This window comes from Paraburkholderia agricolaris, from assembly GCF_009455635.1.
GTDB lineage: Bacteria > Pseudomonadota > Gammaproteobacteria > Burkholderiales > Burkholderiaceae > Paraburkholderia > Paraburkholderia agricolaris.
On sequence record NZ_QPER01000001.1, the window covers coordinates 1,982,122 to 2,000,772 of the forward strand.

Here is an 18,651-nt window from a genome sequence, read left to right on the forward strand (position 1 = left end):
AGGGAATATACAAGTAGGCAAAAGAAAGCGGCTTTACACCGCTAGCTCATAAGCGGGTCCCCCGCGCAGCCACGGTAGTGGTGCATCTGGAATCTGTGCTTCCCGCACACTCCGCCTTAGTGACAAGGCCGTCATACCTCCGGCGGCGCTACGCGCGCCGACGCGGTACTTCAAAACCATTCGCCCCCTCTCCGGGGATCCCGCAATGTCTGCGCCTGATTTCGTTGCGCACTCAAGCACTTATCCCGGATGTCCAGGCGTTATCAACAAGCCTTTCAACAAAATCTGTGGATAAGGCCTTGCCTCACAAAAAACCCCTCCGTGTGAGACGGGTGGCCGATCAGCCCTGCATCTGGTCGCGCCGTGGGTGACAAACCGATTTGCATCAAGCACTTAAGCGGGTAGCCCCATAGTTATCAACAGCCCTGTCAACATAAACTGGGGATAACGTTGCAGCATGTTGAGGCCTCCCAACGGCCTCTGCCGTAAGCAAATGGCTCATTTCGCAGCCCCTGGTTCATTCCGCACCGCAATCAGAAAACCCCGCGCGCTCAAGGTGTTAGCCCGCTTGTCAGAAAGTTTTCAACAGCCTCATCAACATAAACTGGGGATAAGTCCGCTGGCGTCAGTACGGAATCCCAGGTTTAATTGGAAACACCCACGTTCGTTGCAGGAACCGCCGGGACAGATGCCGCGGCAGAGGGAGTTGATTCGACCGGCGGATTGCCCATCGCCTGGAACAAGGCCGCAGTGTCCGTGAGCCGCGCACTGGTGTAGCGGATCTCATCAAGCTGTGCGTTGCGGAACTGCTGTTCGCTCGAACGCGTCGAGGCGACCGGCAACGCTCCCAACCGGTAACGTCCCGATGTTTCGTCGAAAATTCCTTGCGCGGAGCGCGCAGCAATGTTCGCCGCATCTAGAGCCTGCGTGTCGTGCTGTAGCGCTGCAAGCGTATCGGCCACGTTCTGGAAGGCGGTCAGCACGGTCTGCTTATATTGCGAGACCGTGGCGTCGTACGTGTCAACTGCCGCGCGGCGCTGGGCGAATAGGGCGCCGCCGTGAAACAGCGGCTGCGACAATGACGCGCCAATGCTCCAGATCGCCCCCGCGCCGGATAAGGCCACCGGCCAGCTAAAGCCGCCTTGTCCCATCGATGCACTCAGCGAAAGACTTGGGAACATCTGCGCCGTCGCAACGCCGACGTCGGCCGCAGCAGCCTTCAGGGCGGCGTCCGCTGCCTGAATGTCAGGCCGGCTGCGCAGCAGTTCGGAGGGCACCACGACCGGTACCTGTTCGGGCACGTGCAGTTGCGCAAGGGCGAGGTCGTCCGGCGCCGCGTCCGGCGTGCGGCCTAGCAACACCGCCAGAGCATGGCGCGTCGTCAGCCATTGCTGCTTCAAACCCGGCAAGCTTGCCGACAGGCTCGCCGCGCTTTGTTGCGCGCTCAACTGATCGGCGTGCGAGACCGCGCCCAATGCGTAGCGCCGTTGCGTATCGCGCGCCTGGTCGTTGGCTAGCGTCACGAGCCGCTCGGTCGTGTCGATCTGCGCACGCAACGCCGCACTCGTGATCGCCGCCGTCACAATGTTGGCGGCCAGCGCGCGGCGCGCGGCATCGAACTGATAGGCCTGCACATTTACGCGAGCCGCGAGCGCGGCATCGGCAAGACGCGCCGCGCCGAACAGGTCGAACGTGTAGTGCGCCTGCAGTTGACCGACGAAGATGTTGTACAGGAACGTGTTCGGACCGGCTTCGGGGATCGCCAGCGCGCGGTTACGGGTGGCCTGGCCGCCCGCGTCGATGGTCGGCAGCATCGAACTGCCGATCTGTGCGCGCAGTTGCTCACGCGCGGCGGCGAGGCTCTTGTCGGTCGCGGCAAGCGTCGGGCTGTTACGCAAGCCTTCGTCGACCAGTGCGTTTAGCCCCTCCGATTGATAAAGCTTCCACCATTCGGGCACAGGCTTCGCGCCGACCACGAATTGCTGGGTGATGCCCTGTGCGGGCACGGTTTGCGTCGGCTGTGCTTCGGCGCCGTAGTGGGCCGGCTGCGGCATTGCGGGCGGCTCGCCGTTCGGGCCGAATGAGCAGGCGGCGAGGGCTAGCGTGGCGCCGCTGAGAAGCGTGAGGCGCAAGTGTCGAGGAAGTGCGAAGGTAGCCATGATCTCAGTTCCCCGTATGCGTCGTGCCAGACGGCGCCGGCGGCTCGCGCTCGTCGCTGCGCACTCTGAACGACATGGCGTACAGGGCCGGCAGATAGAACAGCGTAAGGATGGTCGCGCTCGTAATGCCGCCCATCAGCGCGGTGGCCATCGGGCCGAAGAAGTTGGAGCGCAACAGCGGAATCAGCGCGAGCACGGCGGCTGCCGCGGTGAGCGTAATCGGCCGGAAACGCCGTACGGTCGCGCCGACGATCGCGTCGAAGCGCTTGTGTCCCGCCGCAATATCCTGCTCGATCTGATCGACCAGAATCACCGAGTTGCGCATGATGATGCCGAACATCGCGATCACCCCGAGCATCGCGACGAAGCCGAATGGCTGACCGAACAGCAGCAGCGTAGCGACCACGCCGATCAGACCGAGCGGTGCGGTCAGCACGACCATCAGCACGCGCGCGAAACTTTGCAGCTGGATCATCAGGAGCGTCAGCACGGCGATGATCATGATCGGCATCTGTGCGTTGATCGATGTTTGCCCCTTGCCGCTTTCCTCGACCGAGCCGCCGATTTCGATCCGGTAGCCGACCGGCAGCGTGGCGCGAATCGGGCCCAGTGCCTTATCGACCGCGTGGGTGACGTCGATCCCTTGCGCGCCCGGAGCGACGTCGGACTGCACCGTGATGGTGGGTTGCCGGTCGCGTTCCCAGATCACCCCGTATTCGAGGTCGTTGCGCAGATGACCGAGCGTGCCGAGCGGCACCGGGCCGTTGGGCGTCGGCATTGCCAGCGTGACGAGCTCCGACGGGTCGACGCGTTCCGCTTTCGGCGCGCGCAGATCGACGCTGATCAGCTTGTCGCGCTCGCGATACTGCGTAACGGTGTAGCCGGACAGCGTCATGGCGAGGAAGCTCGAGATGTCTTCCGAGCTCACGCCGAGTTCACGGGCCTTCTTCTGATCGACTTCGAAGCGCACTGAGCGCTCGGCAGGCTCGTCCCAGTCGAACTGGACGTTGCGGGTGCCGCCGTCGGCGCGCAGGGTTGCGGCAACACGCTCGGCGATCGAGCGTACCGTGGCGATATCGTCGCCGCTCACGCGGAATTGCACGGGATAGCCAACCGGAGGCCCATTCTCGAGGCGCGACAGGCGGGTGCGGATTGCCGGAAAATTGTTGCGCAATTCCGGTTCGAGCCATTGCGCGAGCTTCTCGCGATCCTTCACGGATTTCGCCGTGATCACGAATTGCGCGAAATTCGGCTGCGGCAACTGCTGATCGAGCGGCAGATAGAAACGCGGCGCGCCGGTGCCGACGAAGTCCACCGTATGATCGATTTCCGGACGACCCACCAGCGTTTTCTCCAGACGCTCTGCCTGGCGCAACGTTGCTTCGAAAGACGCGCCTTCGGGCAAGCGCACGTCCACCAGCAACTCGGGACGGTCCGAGCTCGGGAAGAACTGCTGCGGCACTAGCGTGAAGCCTGCCATTGCCAGAACGAACAGCACGACGGTAATGGCGAGGACGACGAAGCGCCGCTCGATGCACCAGCCGATCCAGCCACGCAGCCGCGTATAGAAACGCGTGTCGTAGATGTCGTGCTCGTGGTCCTCCGCTTCGTGTGCCTGGCGCTTGCGTTCCGGCAGCATGTGATAGCCGAGCAGCGGAATCAGCACCACGGCCGCGAGCCACGATGCGATCAGTGCGATCGCCGACACCTCGAAAATCGAACGGGTGTATTCACCGGTGCTCGACTTTGCTAACGCGATCGGCAGGAAACCGGACACGGTCACGAGCGTCCCGGTCAGCATCGGAAAGGCGGTGCTGGTGTACGCAAAAGCGGCGGCGCGCGTGCGGGTCCAGCCTTGCTCGAGCTTCACCGACATCATCTCGACCGCGATGATCGCGTCGTCCACCAATAGCCCCAGGGCAAGCACCAGGGTGCCCAGCGACACCTTGTGCAGCCCGATGTCGAACAGATACATGCATAGCGCCGTGACGGCGAGCACGACCGGTATCGAGATCACGACCACCATGCCGGTGCGCACGCCCAACGACAGCAGGCTGACCACCAGCACGATCGCAATCGCCTCGGCGACGGCTTCGAGAAAATCGTCGACGGAATGGGCGACCGCGTTCGGCATGCTCGACACTTCGACCAGATGCAAGCCGGCAGGCAGGTAGCCGCGCAGATTGCCCATCTGCTGGTCGAGCGCTTTGCCCAGACGGATCACGTCGCCGCCCGGCTGCATCGTCACACCGATGCCGAGCACCGCTTTGCCGCCGGAGCGCATTTGCGTGGCGACCGGATCGTCGTAACCGCGTTTGATGGTCGCGATGTCGCCGAGACGGAACGAGCGGTTGTTGATGCGGATCAGCGTGTCGGCGAGCGCATTGACGTCCTTGAACTGGCCGGTGGGGCGCACGAACACGCGGTCGTCGGTGGTGGTCAGCGTGCCCGCCGGCGAGATGCTGTTTTGCGAATTGATTGCCTGCCCCAGTTGCTGCGGCGAGATGCCGAGGCGCGTGAGTTGCGTATTGGTGATCTCGATGTAGATGTGCTGATCCGGATCGCCGAAATAGTCGACCTTGCCGACGCCCGGCACGCGCAGCAGCACCGTGCGTAACTGGTCGGCGTAATCGTGCAGTTGCGCGGCGGAAAAACCGTCGCCTTCGAGGGTATAGATGTTGGTGTAGACGTCGCCGAATTCGTCGTTGAAAAACGGACCCTGAATACCGGGCGGCAAGGTCGCCGCGATATCGCCGACTTTCTTGCGCACCTGATACCAGGTTTCGGGCACGTCCTTGACCGGCGCCGAGTCTTTCATCGAGAAAAACATCAGCGATTCGCCGGGGCGCGAGTAACTGCGCACGAAATCGATGGCAGGCGTTTCCTGCAGTTTGCGGCCGATGCGGTCGGTGACCTGTTCCTGGACCTGGCGCGCGGTCGCGCCGGGCCAGAAGGTGCGGATCACCATAACGCGGAACGTGAAGGGCGGGTCTTCGGATTGGGCGAGACGGGTATAGGCGAGAACGCCGAACGCGGTCGCGAGCGCGATCAGGAAGACAACTAGCGCCTGATGGCGCAGCGCCCATGCGGACAGGTTGAAGCGTCCTTCTTCATGCGGGGTGCTCATGAAGCGAAGTCCTCGGGATGCAATGGCGGGATCACGTGGACTTTTTCGCCGGCGGTCACGGTATGCACGCCTTGCAGGACGACGCGTTCGCCTTCCTTGAGGCCCTGGCCGATCACGATGGTGCGTTCGTTATAGCGGGTGACCGTCACGCGGCGCAGTTCCAGCGTACCGACGCCCGGCGTACCGTCACCCGATGCGTTAGCCGCGGGACGCACGACCCACACGGCCGGCTGCGTGCCGTCGTGGAACAGGGCGGTGGCAGCCACGGTAAAGGAAGTGTTCTGGGTTGCGGCTGCCTCCGAAGACGAAGGTGCGGCGAGCGCGATGTCGGCGGTCATGCCGAGGCGCACGTCCGGGCCGGGATTCTCGAGCGTGAGCTTGGCGCGGTAGGTACGGCTTTGCGGATCGGCGGCGGGCGACAGTTCGCGCACGCGCGCGGTAAAGCTGCGTCCCGGCAGCGCGGCCAGCGTGATCTTCGCGGTTTGCCCGATCGAGAGCGCGGCTAGCGCGCTTTCCGGCACGTCGCAGACCACATCGATGTCGCCGCTCCATGCGAGGTTGTAGACGGCCTGACCCGCGGACACATTCTGGCCGGTGTCGGCCTGTTCTGCGGTGATCACGCCGGCGTGATCGGCAATGAGCGTGGTGTACTGCAACTGATCTTTCGACAACGCCGCCTGTTGCGCGGCCTGGTCGCGCTGTGCGGCGGCAGACGCGTAGGCGTTGGTGGTCTGTTCAAGCTGCGCGGGCGCGATCAGGTTTTCTTTCGCCTGAGCCTGGTCGCGATCGAGTTGCTGCTTTGCATACACAAGGCTGTGTTGAGCGGCTTCCAGTTGGGCTTGCGCGCTGGCGGCATTCTTCTGGGCATCCGCCGGATCGAGCCGGGCGAGGATCTGCCCGTTCTTCACTACGTCGCCCAAACGAACGCGCCGCTCGATGATTTTGCCGCCGACGCGAAACGACAGCGGGGTGGAGTAGCGCGCCTGCACTTCGCCAGGCAGCGATGCGGCAGCCATCGCGCTGCCGTCCGTATGTACCGCGACGGCGACCACGGGGCGGGGCACGGGCGCGGCTGCTTCTTTCTTCGAGCACGCGGCGAGCGTGACGATACCGGCGAGCGCGAGCGCGAATGCCGCGCGGCGCAAACGCGCGGGACGGGCAGGCCGATGGAACTGCTGGCGCATCGCAGGCGATGCGGGAAGACCGGGACGCTTCACAATTACCCCAACTGGAGACAGCGAACGAACACGGCAAGCCGCAGCGGCCCGCCAGCGAAGACGCGCGGCCCGGAGCATGTGAATCATGCAACTGGCATACGCATCTGACTTCGAATGGATGAGTGCATTCTAATACACACCTGTATTTGAATGTTGAGGTGAATTGGAATTCTTTTCGGTGCTAGACTTGCGACCATGAAACGGCAACGACTTACACGCGAGCAGAGCAAAGACCAGACGCGCCAGCGTCTGCTCGACGCTGGGCAGGCGATTTTTATGAAGAAAGGCTTTGTCGCGGCGAGTGTCGAAGACATCGCCGGGGCGGCGGGTTATACACGCGGCGCGTTCTATTCGAACTTCCGCAGCAAGAACGAGTTGTTCCTCGAACTACTGCGGCGCGACCACGAGACCATGCAGGCGGGTTTGCATGCCATCTTTGAGGACGCGGCCTCGCGCGAGGAGATGGAAGCGCGCGTGCTGCGCTACTACAGCAGCCTGCATCGCGAGAACAAGTGCTTCCTGATGTGGGTGGAGGCGAAGCTGCTCGCCGTGCGCGACGGCCGCTTCCGGATACGTTTTAACGCGTTCATGCACGAGAAACTCGAGCAGTTGAGCGCGTACATCCGCGAATTCTCGGCGCGAGTCGGCACGCCGCTACCGCTGCCGGCGGAGACGCTGGCGATGGGCTTGATGGGGTTGTGCGACGGCGTGCAGTTCTTCTACACGGTCGACCCGCAGAATGTGTCGGCGGAGATGGCCGAAACGGTGCTGGCGGGATTTTTCGCGCGCGTGGTGTTCGGGCGCGACGCTTGATCGGCGTTAGATCGGCGCCTGATCGATACCCCGATCAGTCTGACGAATGACGGACCGGGAGTGCGAGGAGTGCCGGCGAATCAGCTCGCCGGCAATTGCGCGCAGGCGTCCGCAACCGGTGTGGCGCAGACGAACGAATACTGCCCGCTGTAGCGCAGGACTTCTTCACCAACGTGCAGGACGACCTTGATCTGCGGGCACCGCTCGTAGGCGATAAACGCCGAACAGGCCGCTGCTGACCAGCAAACCAGTGAAAACGCGATTTTTTCGAGAAGCTGAAAACGATGTGGCATAGCGATAAATTCCTTTCGGGCGCTATGTTACCAGTATCTAAGGGTTTATACCTACCTTATCTTCACAATAAGCCTCGCAATAGTGTCGCGAGCGCATCAGAAACCTGACCGAATTGTCATGTTCGGGTCAGGGTTGGGACATGGTCCGATCGATACAATCGAATCGTTGGGCAAATCCGCGCGCGCCTTGTCGTGCGGGTCGACACAGGCGGCAGTATTGCGCCGGCCCGGCTCTACCGAGGCAGGAGTCGTCTCATGAATCAATTGCAGTCGATGCGCGTATTCGTCAAGGTCGCGGACCTTGGCAGTTTCGTCGGCGCGGCTGGCGCGCTGGATCTTTCCACCGCCGTCGTCACGCGCCACGTCGCGGATCTGGAAGCGCGTCTCGGCACGCGGCTGCTCAATCGCACGACGCGCCGTCTCTCGCTGACCGAGTCCGGCAGGACCTATCTGGAGCGGGTGCGCCACATTCTCGACGACCTGGAAGGCGTCGAGCAGATGGTGGTGGCGCGCAATCACGAACCGGTCGGAACCTTGCGCATTGTCGCGCCGGTGGTGTTCGGGCTGCATAGCCTCGCGCCGGTGGTGCAGTCGTACGCCCAGCGTTATCCGGACGTGGTGCCCGACGTGACGCTGGCGGATCGCAACGTCGATCTGGTGGAAGAGGGCTTCGATGTCGGGATCATGGTGGCGCGGCAGATGCGCAGCGCGAGCATCGTCACGCGGCGTCTGACCACGGGTTACATGACGGTCTGCGCGACGCCCGCTTATCTCGAGCAGCACGGCACACCGGTGCGCCCGGAGGATCTGTTGACGCACCCTTGTCTGAGCCGGCCTGCCGAGCAGGGCGGTGACGAGAAGGTATTTACCGGACCGCAGGGCGAAGTGCGGGTCAGGCCCACCAACGCGATTGCTGCGAACAACACCGAGATGCTGCGGCAGTTCGCGCTGCTGGGTATGGGCGTGGCGATTTTGCCGAGCTATCTGATTGGCCGGGATCTGGCATCCGGGCGTCTGGTGCCGTTGCTTGGCGATTACCGGCTGCCGCAAATCGAAATCACGATCGCGTACCCCAGCCGCCTTCATTTGCCGGCGAAAGTGCGCACCTTTATCGACCACCTGGTCGCGCATTTCCAGCAGACCGACGAGCACACACGCGATTCGCGCGCCGCGCTGCCGCGGCGTGTCGTGACCAGTTCGCCGGTCTATGCCGATGATCTGCCGGTGTCGGCCCTGCCGGGCGATACGGCCCGGCCGAAGCGCCAGACTTCGCGCGGGGGAATCGCGGCGGCGTCGCCGCTTTGATGCGCGAGCGGTACGCGGGCGCCTGAAGCACGCCTACCCCCGGTGGGAGGCGCCCGCCTGCCTAGATCCACACGTCGTTCGCCGCCGTGCGTTCGTTGCTTTCTTCACCGGTGTTCTTCACGCCGCGCGGCTCGATCAGCAGCAGCTTGACCTCGCGTTCGGCGTACGGTTTGTGCTCGGTGCCTTTGGGCACCACGAACATTTCTCCTGCCGAGAGCAGCACGGATCCATCGCGCATGTCGATGCGCAACTGCCCATCGACCACGATAAACGTTTCGTCCGTGTCGGCATGCTCGTGCCAGATAAAGTCGCCTTCGATGCGCACCAGCTTGAACTGGTAGTCGTTCATTTCCGCGACGACACGCGGTTGCCATTGGTCGTCGATGAGCCGCAGCTTTTCAGCAAAATTGATGGCGCGGTGAGGCGATTGAATCGTTGAATGACTGGACATCGAAGTGTTCCTCCTGAACGGTAGGTGTCAGACAGGAGCGTAGGGCGGGCGGCGCTATCGGGTCTTGTACGTTTGTGCGCGCGGCTGCGGCGCGGAGGGAGCGGCACCGAACTGCCGCCCAACGCCCAACACCCAAACCCCAGCGCCTCGATGTTGCTCGAACGCCGTCTTAACGCGTTCCGCGCGCCGAAGGTCCCAGCATCCTGAGCCAATGTGCCGGCGCAACGCCCCATGCGCGCTTGAAGTGCCGGGTCATATGGCTCTGGTCGGTAAAGCCGGCCGCCGCCGCTGCAGCGGCAAGCGGCACGCCCTGAACCGCCAGACGGCGCACGAGATCGAGGCGGCGCATGCTCAGATAACGGTGCGGACTCGTGCCGAACAGGGCGCGAAAATCTCGCGACAAACTCCAGCGGTCACGGCCAGCAGCGGCCGCCAGTTCGTCGAGCGTCACTGCGCTGTCGAGCGAGCCGAGCATATACTCGCGCGCCCGCTCCGCCGCGCGGTAATCCACCGGCCGGCGCGTGGGCGCCGCACCGGCCACGGCGTCGAGCGCGATCGCCAGATCGTAGAGCGCATCGTCCTGTTCGAGCGAATCGATAGCGCAATCCATGGTGCGCAACAGGCTCTCGGTCGCAGCAAACAGACGCGGGTCGTGCGACAAGCCGCCTTTGACGAAGGGCAGAGGCTTGCCGCCGAGCGCCTGCTGGAACAGCGCCGGGTCGACGTAGATCATCCGGTAATGAAAACCGTCGCCCGTGCCGGCCTGGCCGTCGTGCGGCTCATCGGGATGCAGCACCATCGTGCCGCCCGGCAGACTGTTGCAAGTGCTGCCGCGGTAGTGAAAGCTCTGCACGCCCGCGAGCGTGCGGCCTATCGCATAGGTATCGTGCCGGTGCATCGCATAGCCGGCGTGATGGAAGAAGGCTTCGATTCGCTCGATGCCGCTCGTGTCGCCCGAATGCGGCGAGCGATAGATCCAGTCGGCGGAGGGTTTCGGATCGGACGAAAGGGAGCCGGCCGAACCTGATGAGTCTGGCGAACCTGGCGAAACTGGCATTGCGACCTGCCTTCCGCTCATGCTCCCAGACCCGGTCCGTAGTTGCCGCTGATCAGGCGCGTGACCGACGTCACGTCGGCGTAATCCTGCTCCGGCAGGCCGTCGAGCATCGACAGCACCTCGTTGCTCGCACCGGCTTCGCGCGCGGCGTCGACTAGCGCGTCCTTGTAAGTCGGGAAATTGACTTCGCGCAGAACGTCGGCGATCTGCAGATCAATCGATTCGTCCGGAATAGCCGATGCGGTCATGCAGATGCTCCCAAGGGGCTGTTGTCAGGTTTGCAAATGTTCGTTCTGGCCCGAGAAGCTTCGCTCGAGATGCCGCGACTTGGGCAGCGCGATGAATTGCCATTGTTGCGGACGATTTTCGTCGGTGACGGCAACATCCGGCGCCGGCGGCGCGACGGGTGCGGCGTCGGCGCGTTCGGCAAGGCTACTGGCGGCCGTGCTGTCGGGCGCGGTGTGAACCGGCGCGGCGAAGCACGAGGCTGACAGCGTCACCATGGTCAACAGTGTCGAGGTTTTCATCGCCCGACCTCCTAAGCTCATGCGGCGCTGACAGTGAAGCACGCGCTGTGCCGTCCCCGCGTCGAAAGGAGGGCCCAACCTGCACGCGGCTCTGCGTCATGCGAGCGGCATGCATCTACCATCTTAGATGGCAAACGGCTGCGGCGCGCGCGCAAAAGAGACAAAACCTAATTGTAGATTTCACATGATGGCAGGAAAAAGGCAACGCAGTCGCGAACGGTCGTACCGCGCCTATGTTGCGCCGCAATAAACGGCAAGCAGACGACCGGCAGGCGGCAAGCAGACGGTAAGCAACAAGCGTCCCGTCTAGCGCAGCACCTCGAAGCGGGTCCACGGCCACGAGGGCCGGTCGCGCATGTAACCGTTGAGCCAGTTCCACTGCGGATGGCGCTTCATGAACGCCTGGGCGTCGAACGGCCGCCCGCACGGATGTCCCCAGCGCGCGGTGAAGGCCATTGCACGCGCCATGTCGCTGTCGACCACTTTGCCGTCGTTAGCGCCCCACGGATTGAACGGCCCGTGATCGGTGCCGCCAAAGCGCGCGTCGTCCAGTTCCAGATGCCCGCAGATGGTGCGCGAGCAGGGGTTGTCGTTGCGATCGAGATAGACGTCGTGATGATCGGCGATCATCTCTTTCGCGAGTTCGGCGTCGATCTTGCCGTGATGCATTTCTTCGAGCTGCATGAAGCGCAGGCGGCGCGCGCCGTTTTTGCGCACATCCGTATAGTCTTCGCCTTCGCCGATGCATTCCTGGTTGCGGATCTTCAGATCGGTTGCGGTGTTGTAGCCGCTATAGAAGCCGTTTTTCGTACTCTCGAAACCGGAATAGTGCAGCCCCAGTTCGTAGCGCGCGATCTCGCCGGTCTTGGTGTCGCCGAGCAGCCAACTGTTCGCATAGCCGCCGTTATTGGCGACCGCGAACATCTCGCACCATTCGCCGATGTCGTTGGCATATTGCGACGCGCGCCGCGAGCGGTAGAACTCCGGCGCGCCGGCCGCGTTGTAGCCGACGAAGTTGGAGATGGTGGTTTCAGTGACCATCAGGCCGGCCTGGGTGACCCAGAAATCGGTGAGGCTGGAGATGCAGCCCGGCAAGCCCTGCATCAGGATGCGGTTGCCGCGATCCGGCACGATGTCGAACACCACATTGAATGCGTCGCCCGCGGCGTAGCGGTCCCACGAGTTATGCGCCATGACGATGCGGCCGTCGCGGGTGGCATTGCCGGTGGCGATGAACGCGCTGCAGTGGTGGCCGCGGCGTCCGCGCCACGGCTTCACGCCGAGCTGCGGCTGCCGGGCCGCCGCATGGCTCGGCCACCAGCTTTGCAGCAGATCCATGTAGCCGTTCCAGGCCAGCACTTCGGCGAACGGCAGCTTGGCGCCGTCGGCGATGCCCTGGATTTCGTCGGCGAATTCGGTGTCGAGTTTGTTGGCGAACTGGGATACGGCGGCGTCGACGAAGGTATCGAAGTCTTCGCCGGTGTCCCATTTCGCCAGGTAGCGGGCGGTGCGGATCGCGTTCTGGATTTCAGTGGCGAGCAACTGGCCGTGCTGCTCGCCGCGATCGTACGGCTCGCCTTCTATATGCAGAAAAATCCAGCCGGACTGATCACGGCGTACGGCGTCGAGGGACGGTTCGCTCATCTTCGCTCCGATCGAAGGGCGGGCGTTCAGGCGCCCGTCATGGCGTAACGCGCACTGCGTGCAAAGCGCGGCAGCGGTTTCCCCATTGTAGAGAATCTGCCGTGCTTTGCACGGACGCGCAGCCGCGGCGTGCCGCGTGCAGCCTAGCGCGTCGGATTCATACGGAAGTACGCATCGAGCAGCGAAGTCTTGTACACCACCCCCGCCAGCTTCGGATCCGCGGCGCTTTCAACCACCGGCAAGCGTTCCCCCTGGAACGCCATGAAGTGCTGCAGCGCGACGCCGAGCGGCATATCCGGCGTCAGCACGTCGAAATGCGGCTGCAGATAATCCGCGGCCGTTTTCGCGGCGGTGTCGCTTTTATCGAGCAGATCGGAGGTGATGTCCTTGAGCGCGACCACGCCGAGAAACGCGCCGGATTCATTGGCGACATACAGATACTTCACCGGATATTCGAGGAACACGCGAGTCATGTCGTGCACGCTCGCGTTCGGCGGCACGACGGTTTCGGCGGGGCGGATCAGCTCGCGCATCTGCGTCGCGCGCAGACGGGTGCGCTCCAGTTCCTCCTGATTGCGGCGCAGCGTGATTTCGTACATCGAGGTTTTGCCGATCGCGCGCGACACGAAGTACGCAACCACGCACGACAGCATCAGCGGCAGCACCACCTGATAGCTGAGCGTCATTTCGAAGATCATCAGGATCGCCATCAGCGGCGCCTGCGTGGCGCCGGCCAGAAACGCGCCCATGCCGACCATGGCGTAAGCGAATGGCGCCGAAGTACTGTGCGGCCACAACGCGTGCATGCCGAGGCCGAACAGCGAGCCGACCACCGCGCCGACGAACAGCGTCGGTGTGAAGACCCCGCCGATCGCGCCTGAGCCCACGGTCGCCGAGGTCGCGACGATCTTGAACACCAGCACGAGGACGAGCGCGGACCATGTCCACGGCGAGTGCAGAATGGAATTGACGACGCTGTAGCCGTTGCCCCATACCTCAGGCGTCCACACGGACAGAATGCCGACGACCAGCCCGCCCAACGCCAGCCGGATGGGCAGCGGCAGGGGCAGTTTGCGGAAGTTGGCTTTCGAGAAGTCCATCAGCCGCAGAAACTGCGGCGCGGCCGCACCGCACAGCAGCCCGAGCCCGACGAACAGCAGCACTTCGGCGCCCGCCACCGGCGGAAACACCGGCATCTCGTAGGGCGGCTTGTAGCTGGTGAACTCGCGCATCGTGATGTTGGCGACCACCGCCGAGACCACCACCGGGCCGAAGCTTTCCATCACGATCGAGCCGAGCACGATTTCCGTGACGAAAAACGCACCGGCAATCGGCGCGCTGTACGCGGCGGTAATCCCGGCCGCCGCGCCGCAGGCGACGAGCAGGCGCAGGCGTGGCGGATCGAGATGCACCCAGCGGCCGATCAGCGAGGCGGCCAGCGCCGCCAGTTGCACCATCGGCCCTTCGCGGCCGATCGAGCCGCCGCTCGAAATCGTGAACAGCGACGACACGCTGCGCCAGAAGCTCAACTTGACCGGCACCACGCCGTCACCGATCGCGACGGCTTCCATGTAGTCGATGTGATTGGACTTGTCGACGTGGCGTCGCGCGATCAGGAGAAAAAAGCCGGCGATCAGGCCGCCTGCGGCGGGCAGCCATACGCGCACGGTCCACGGCAGGCCGCGCGCCATCTCGACGAAACTGCCGGACTTGCCGACCACCGCCAGTTGCAGCAGCGCGATGCCCTCGCGAAAGGCAATCGTCGCGAACGCGCCCGCCACGCCGACCACCACCGACCAGACCAGCATCGTATGGGCGTCGGACAGACGGAACAGGGTCTGGGCGCGGGTGCGCAGCTTCAGCAGGAATGAAAGCACGTCGGCAGGAAAGGGTGTGATGGGTGGATGGAATGCGCGTACGGTAACAGCATTGCGCCCGCAGGCGGAAGCGGGCGCAATGTGCAGGGTTCGCGACGGCGCGTGGCGTGGCTCAAGCCGCCGCCTTATCGAGTTCCGGGTAGTGCCGGAAGATGCAGGCTTCGTTATGCGCGATGCGCCGCTCGGACTGCAGATAAGCGGCGATGTTCGGCCGCTCGATCACGGCGTCGTGCAACGCCGCAAGGCGCGGATAGTGTTCGCCGAAACGCTTGAGCGCGCGCGGAAACGCGTACAGCAGGCCGTCGATCAACTGGAACATCGACAGGTCCACGTAAGTGAGCGCGTCCCCCACCATGAACGTGTCGCCGGCCGGGTTCTGTTTCAGCACGCGCTCGAAGTACGACATGAACTTCGGAATCCGCTGGTCGATGAACTCGTGCGCGCGCACTTTGGCGGCGTCTTTCTGGTCTTCGTAATACAAGGCGCTGGCGAGCGGATGATGCGTGTCGTGTGCTTCGGTCACCATATCGGCGATCGTCAGTTGCAGCCCATTGGCCACGTAGCGCAAGCTCTCAATCGATGGCGCGAGTTTGAGCTTCGGGCCAAGGTAGAACAGGATGTTGGCGGTCTGCGCGATCACCAGATCGCCGTCTTTCAGAAATGGCGGCGCGAACGGCGGATAGGGCTCGTCCTTACTCTTCATGATCGCCATCATCGCGTTTGTGCCGAGGCCGTCCGACGGTTCGCCGCGCGCCACTTCCACATAGTCCGCGCCGGCTTCTTCCAGTGCCAGCCGCACGAATTCTCCGCGGCCCTGCAGGCCGTCCCAATAGTAAAGTTCCAGGCTCATCGATCAGTCCTCATTCCGGTTGCATGAACGGGTTGCATAAGCTGACAGCGCCAGCAACCAGTATGCCGCGCATGCGTGCCGGATGGTTCGCCTGAACGCACAAAACCCCGCACGCGGCGGGGTTGGCAAGGAGGCGAGGGCGGTTTAGCCGAGCAGGTGCTGGACGGTCCATGTAATACCCAATCCGCCGGCAATCAACCACACGTACAGGATGAAGCCGGTGGTCAAAGCGCGCGGGCCTGCCTGACGGATCTGCGCGATGCGGGTTTCGATACCGAGCGCGGTCATGGCCATGGTGAGCGCGAAGGTGTCGAGCATGTTCAGTGTGCTGGTTGCGCTCTCGGGCAGGACGTGCAGCGAGTTGATCACGACGAAGGCCAGGAAGCCGAGCGCGAACCAGGGAATCGCCATCTTGCGCGGCGCGTGTTGCTTGCCGTCTTTGGCCGCTCCGGTGGCAGCCGCGTTGCGTGCCGGGCGGTTCACCCACATGCCGATCACCAGCAGCACCGGCACCAGCAGCATCACCCGGGTCATCTTGACGATGGTCGCGATATGGGTTGCCTCCGGGCTCACATTGCTGGCCGCGCCGACCACCTGCGCCACTTCATGAATCGTGCCGCCGAAGAACAGGCCCGCGCCAACCGTGTCGAGATGCAGCCAGCCCGCCTTGAACAGCACCGGGTACAGGAACATCGAGAGGGTGCCGAACAGCACCACGCTGCCCACGGCCATCGCGCTCTTGTGCGGCTTGGATTGCAGCGTCGACTCGAATGCGAGCACGGCAGCCGCACCGCAGATCGCGCTGCCCGCAGCCGTGAGCAGTGCCGTGTCGCGGTCGAGTTTCATGATCTTCATGCCGGCCCACGTACCGATCGCTAGCGTGCTGACGACGACCAGCACCGATTCAGCGAGGCCGGGCAGGCCGACCTGAGCGATTTCCTGCAGGCTGACTCGCAAGCCGAAAAATGCCACGGCGATGCGCAGGAGTTTGCGCGCCGAGAAGTTGACCCCGGCCGCCCAGCTTTCGGGCATGCCGTCGCGCAGTGCGTTGCCGTAAATAGCGCCCGCCACAATGCCGACGATCAGCGGGCTCAAACCCAGCCCGGCGATGGCCGGGATCGCCGCGATGCGGGTGACGGCGGCGGCAAACAGGGCCACGAAGAGAATGCCGTTGAGCTGGCCGCGGGTGGAGGACGATCCGGCGGGTGTCGCAGTAGCGGTGAGATGAGCGGTGGACATGGCGTAATGCCTTCCTATGACTGTTCTGATTCGATAGCTGCAATCCTAAATTAGATATATCGATATGAAAAATCGTGATTTAGAATGTAAAGTATCAGTTGTGCGGATACTTTGACCACCATGACCCCGGACCAACTTATAACGTTTGCCGCCGTTGCGGAACATCGCAATATCAGCCGGGCGGCCGTGGCGCTGCATTTATCGCAGCCGGCCGTGTCCGGACAACTGCGACAACTACAGGACGAATTCGGCGAGCCGCTTTACTTGCGCGACGGGCGCGGCGTGCGTCTCACGGCCGCCGGCGAGCAGCTCGCCAGCTATGCGACCCGCCTACGCGATACGTGGCGCCAGGCGCATGCGTATCGCGATGCGCTGCGCGGCCTCGAGCAGGGCACCTTGCGGATCGGCGCCAGCACCACGCCGGCGAGCTACCTGCTGCCTTATCTGATCGCGGACTTTCATCGCCGCTATCCCGACGTGACGCTGCATACCGCCGACGGCAACACCACCGAAATCGTCAGCGCGCTCGGCGAGGTGGATATCGCGATGATCGAGGGGCCGGTCGGCGAGGATTTGCCGCCGGACACCGCGGTGCATGCGTGGCGCGAAGACGAGATCGTCGCGATCATGCCGCGCACGCATCCGCTGGCGCAGGCGATCGGTTCTCGTATGGCCGACGGCGCGGGCATCAACGACGGGCGGGCGGAGCTGGCGGCATTCGGCCCCCATCCGCTGGTGTTGCGCGAAGCCGGGTCGGGCGTGCGGCAGATCGTCGAGCGCGCCTTTGCCAGAGCGGGTGTGCCGATGCGCGTGGCGCTGGAGATTGCCGGGGTCGAGGGCGTCAAGGAAGCCGTGCGCGCGGGGATGGGCATCGGTTTCGTCTCGGCGATGTCGATGCGGCATGAGGACGGCGCGTTGTGCCGGTTCTCGCTGGGTCCCGAGCCACTGGCGCGGCGCCTGTCGATCCTGGTGCCTCATGCGAGCGCCCCGTCACGCGTGGTTGAGCAGTTCCTCGCGCTTTGCCTCGCGGATGGCGCCTGATCTACCCAGCCTGGGGATTTCCACTATGGTGCATGACGGCGCGTCCGGCGCACTATTCGGGCATCGCAAGCGCCTCGGCGCTTTTTTTCGAAACGTGTTTGGAACCGGTTCCAAGTGCCGATCGAAGGCTGATATGACATAGATTTGAGTAAATTCGACATGACTGATGCAGTTGACGTGGTGATTGTCGCAAGCGCTTTCGGCATGGACGCGGTCCGCACGGACGGTCATCTGAAGTGGGCCGCGGCGAGCAAACAGGCAGGCGCGGCGGCCTTCGAAGTGCGCCGCGAGTTGTTCGCGAACGAAGCCGATGCTGCTCCGCAAGCATTGAGCGCGCTGGGCAAAGCGATTACCGAACTCGGTTTGTGGTCGGTGTATTCGACCCCCGCAGCGCTGTACACGTCAGATGGACAGATCGACACCGGCGCGCTGCTTCTCGCGCTCGACGAAGCAACGGCGTTCGGCGCGCGCTTCGTGAAGCTGCAACTCGGTGGCTTCGCTTCCCAGGCTCATGGCGCGGAGATTGCCGGGTATCTGCGCGGCGCGAATGTGCGGCTCGTCGTCGAGAACGGTCAGTTGGCCGAGGGCGGCTCGCTCGCACAGTTCATTGGCCTGTTCGACGCGCTCGCGCGTGAAGGCCACGCCGGGAGCTTCGGCATGACCTTCGACATCGGTAACTGGGCATGGCGTGATGTCGCGCCGCTCGATGCCGCGGGCCCGCTGGCCGCCCACGTCGAATACATCCATTGCAAGACGGCGGTGGGTGAGGGCGCACGGCGCTTTCCCGCCGCGCCGGCCGCCGGCGACACGCAGTTCGCCGCGGTGCTCGACAAGCTGCCGCGCCACGTGCCGCGCGGCATTGAATTTCCGTTCGATGCGAACCGTATCGACGCTGACGCTGCGCACTACGTCGCGTGGCTGGCTGCCGCGTAAGCGGTGCGCAGGACCTGAGAGAAGCGTGGTAGCGAAAACACGGCAGCAAACGGGAAGCAACCGGGAAGCAAACGGGAAGCAAACGGGAAGCAAACGGGAAGCAAACGGGAAGCAAACG

Annotated in this window: 16 protein-coding genes; 4 read left to right on the forward strand and 12 right to left on the reverse strand. The window is 63.7% G+C overall.

The features are described 5' to 3' along the window. Positions 1-644: 644 nt before the first annotated feature. Genes GH665_RS08960 through GH665_RS08970 form a run of 3 tightly spaced genes read right to left on the reverse strand, consistent with a single transcriptional unit; the run spans position 645 to position 6,470 of the window. On the reverse strand, positions 645-2,159 hold the full coding sequence (locus GH665_RS08960; RefSeq protein WP_153135555.1) for an efflux transporter outer membrane subunit: 1,515 nt from the start codon (positions 2,157-2,159) through the stop codon (positions 645-647). 4 nt (positions 2,160-2,163) lie between these two features. After that, entirely contained in the window at positions 2,164-5,286 is a 3,123-nt protein-coding gene (locus GH665_RS08965) for an efflux RND transporter permease subunit (protein WP_153135556.1), read from the reverse strand. Further along, a complete protein-coding gene (locus GH665_RS08970; RefSeq protein ID WP_153135557.1) occupies positions 5,283-6,470 on the reverse strand; it encodes an efflux RND transporter periplasmic adaptor subunit in 1,188 nt (395 codons plus the stop codon). The genes GH665_RS08965 and GH665_RS08970 overlap by 4 nt, the downstream gene beginning before the upstream one ends. 228 nt (positions 6,471-6,698) lie before the next feature. Between GH665_RS08970 and GH665_RS08975 the strand changes: the two genes are divergently transcribed. After that, complete coding sequence (locus GH665_RS08975; protein ID WP_153135558.1) at positions 6,699-7,316, forward strand: TetR/AcrR family transcriptional regulator; 618 nt, start codon at positions 6,699-6,701, stop codon at positions 7,314-7,316. Positions 7,317-7,396: 80 nt separating this feature from the next. Here GH665_RS08975 and GH665_RS08980 read toward each other — a convergent pair whose 3' ends face one another. After that, positions 7,397-7,609: a hypothetical protein gene (locus GH665_RS08980; RefSeq protein ID WP_153135559.1), complete on the reverse strand. Its 213-nt coding sequence runs from the start codon at positions 7,607-7,609 to the stop codon at positions 7,397-7,399. A 255-nt stretch (positions 7,610-7,864) separates the two neighbouring features. On the opposite strand from GH665_RS08980, the gene GH665_RS08985 reads away from it, so the two are divergent. Beyond that, positions 7,865-8,914 (forward strand): LysR family transcriptional regulator, encoded by a 1,050-nt coding sequence (locus GH665_RS08985; RefSeq protein WP_153135560.1) that lies wholly within the window; start codon positions 7,865-7,867, stop codon positions 8,912-8,914. A 61-nt stretch (positions 8,915-8,975) separates the two neighbouring features. Here GH665_RS08985 and GH665_RS08990 read toward each other — a convergent pair whose 3' ends face one another. From GH665_RS08990 to GH665_RS09025, 8 genes are all read right to left on the reverse strand, one after another. Then, complete coding sequence (locus GH665_RS08990; RefSeq protein WP_153135561.1) at positions 8,976-9,365, reverse strand: cupin domain-containing protein; 390 nt, start codon at positions 9,363-9,365, stop codon at positions 8,976-8,978. A gap of 169 nt (positions 9,366-9,534) precedes the next feature. Beyond that, positions 9,535-10,422, reverse strand: a complete 888-nt coding sequence (locus GH665_RS08995; protein ID WP_153135562.1) for an AraC family transcriptional regulator — start codon at positions 10,420-10,422, stop codon at positions 9,535-9,537. Positions 10,423-10,439: 17 nt separating this feature from the next. Then, positions 10,440-10,670: a DUF2795 domain-containing protein gene (locus GH665_RS09000; protein WP_153135563.1), complete on the reverse strand. Its 231-nt coding sequence runs from the start codon at positions 10,668-10,670 to the stop codon at positions 10,440-10,442. A gap of 24 nt (positions 10,671-10,694) precedes the next feature. After that, positions 10,695-10,949 carry a hypothetical protein gene (locus GH665_RS09005; protein WP_153135564.1) on the reverse strand — a complete coding sequence of 85 codons (255 nt, stop codon included), beginning with the start codon at positions 10,947-10,949 and terminating at the stop codon, positions 10,695-10,697. Positions 10,950-11,255: 306 nt separating this feature from the next. Continuing rightward, positions 11,256-12,593, reverse strand: a complete 1,338-nt coding sequence (locus GH665_RS09010) for a C45 family autoproteolytic acyltransferase/hydrolase (protein ID WP_153135565.1) — start codon at positions 12,591-12,593, stop codon at positions 11,256-11,258. 143 nt (positions 12,594-12,736) lie between these two features. Then, positions 12,737-14,470: a ClcB-like voltage-gated chloride channel protein gene (locus tag GH665_RS09015; RefSeq protein ID WP_153135566.1), complete on the reverse strand. Its 1,734-nt coding sequence runs from the start codon at positions 14,468-14,470 to the stop codon at positions 12,737-12,739. 112 nt (positions 14,471-14,582) lie between these two features. Further along, positions 14,583-15,320: a glutathione S-transferase gene (locus tag GH665_RS09020; RefSeq protein WP_153135567.1), complete on the reverse strand. Its 738-nt coding sequence runs from the start codon at positions 15,318-15,320 to the stop codon at positions 14,583-14,585. Between the two features lie 144 nt (positions 15,321-15,464). Beyond that, positions 15,465-16,559: a YeiH family protein gene (locus tag GH665_RS09025; RefSeq protein ID WP_153135568.1), complete on the reverse strand. Its 1,095-nt coding sequence runs from the start codon at positions 16,557-16,559 to the stop codon at positions 15,465-15,467. A gap of 120 nt (positions 16,560-16,679) precedes the next feature. Between GH665_RS09025 and GH665_RS09030 the strand changes: the two genes are divergently transcribed. Together GH665_RS09030 and GH665_RS09035 are read left to right on the forward strand one after the other, a co-directional pair. Continuing rightward, positions 16,680-17,600 carry a LysR family transcriptional regulator gene (locus GH665_RS09030; protein WP_153135569.1) on the forward strand — a complete coding sequence of 307 codons (921 nt, stop codon included), beginning with the start codon at positions 16,680-16,682 and terminating at the stop codon, positions 17,598-17,600. 159 nt (positions 17,601-17,759) lie between these two features. Next, positions 17,760-18,533 carry a sugar phosphate isomerase/epimerase family protein gene (locus GH665_RS09035; protein ID WP_153135570.1) on the forward strand — a complete coding sequence of 258 codons (774 nt, stop codon included), beginning with the start codon at positions 17,760-17,762 and terminating at the stop codon, positions 18,531-18,533. The last annotated feature ends 118 nt before the right edge of the window (positions 18,534-18,651 follow it).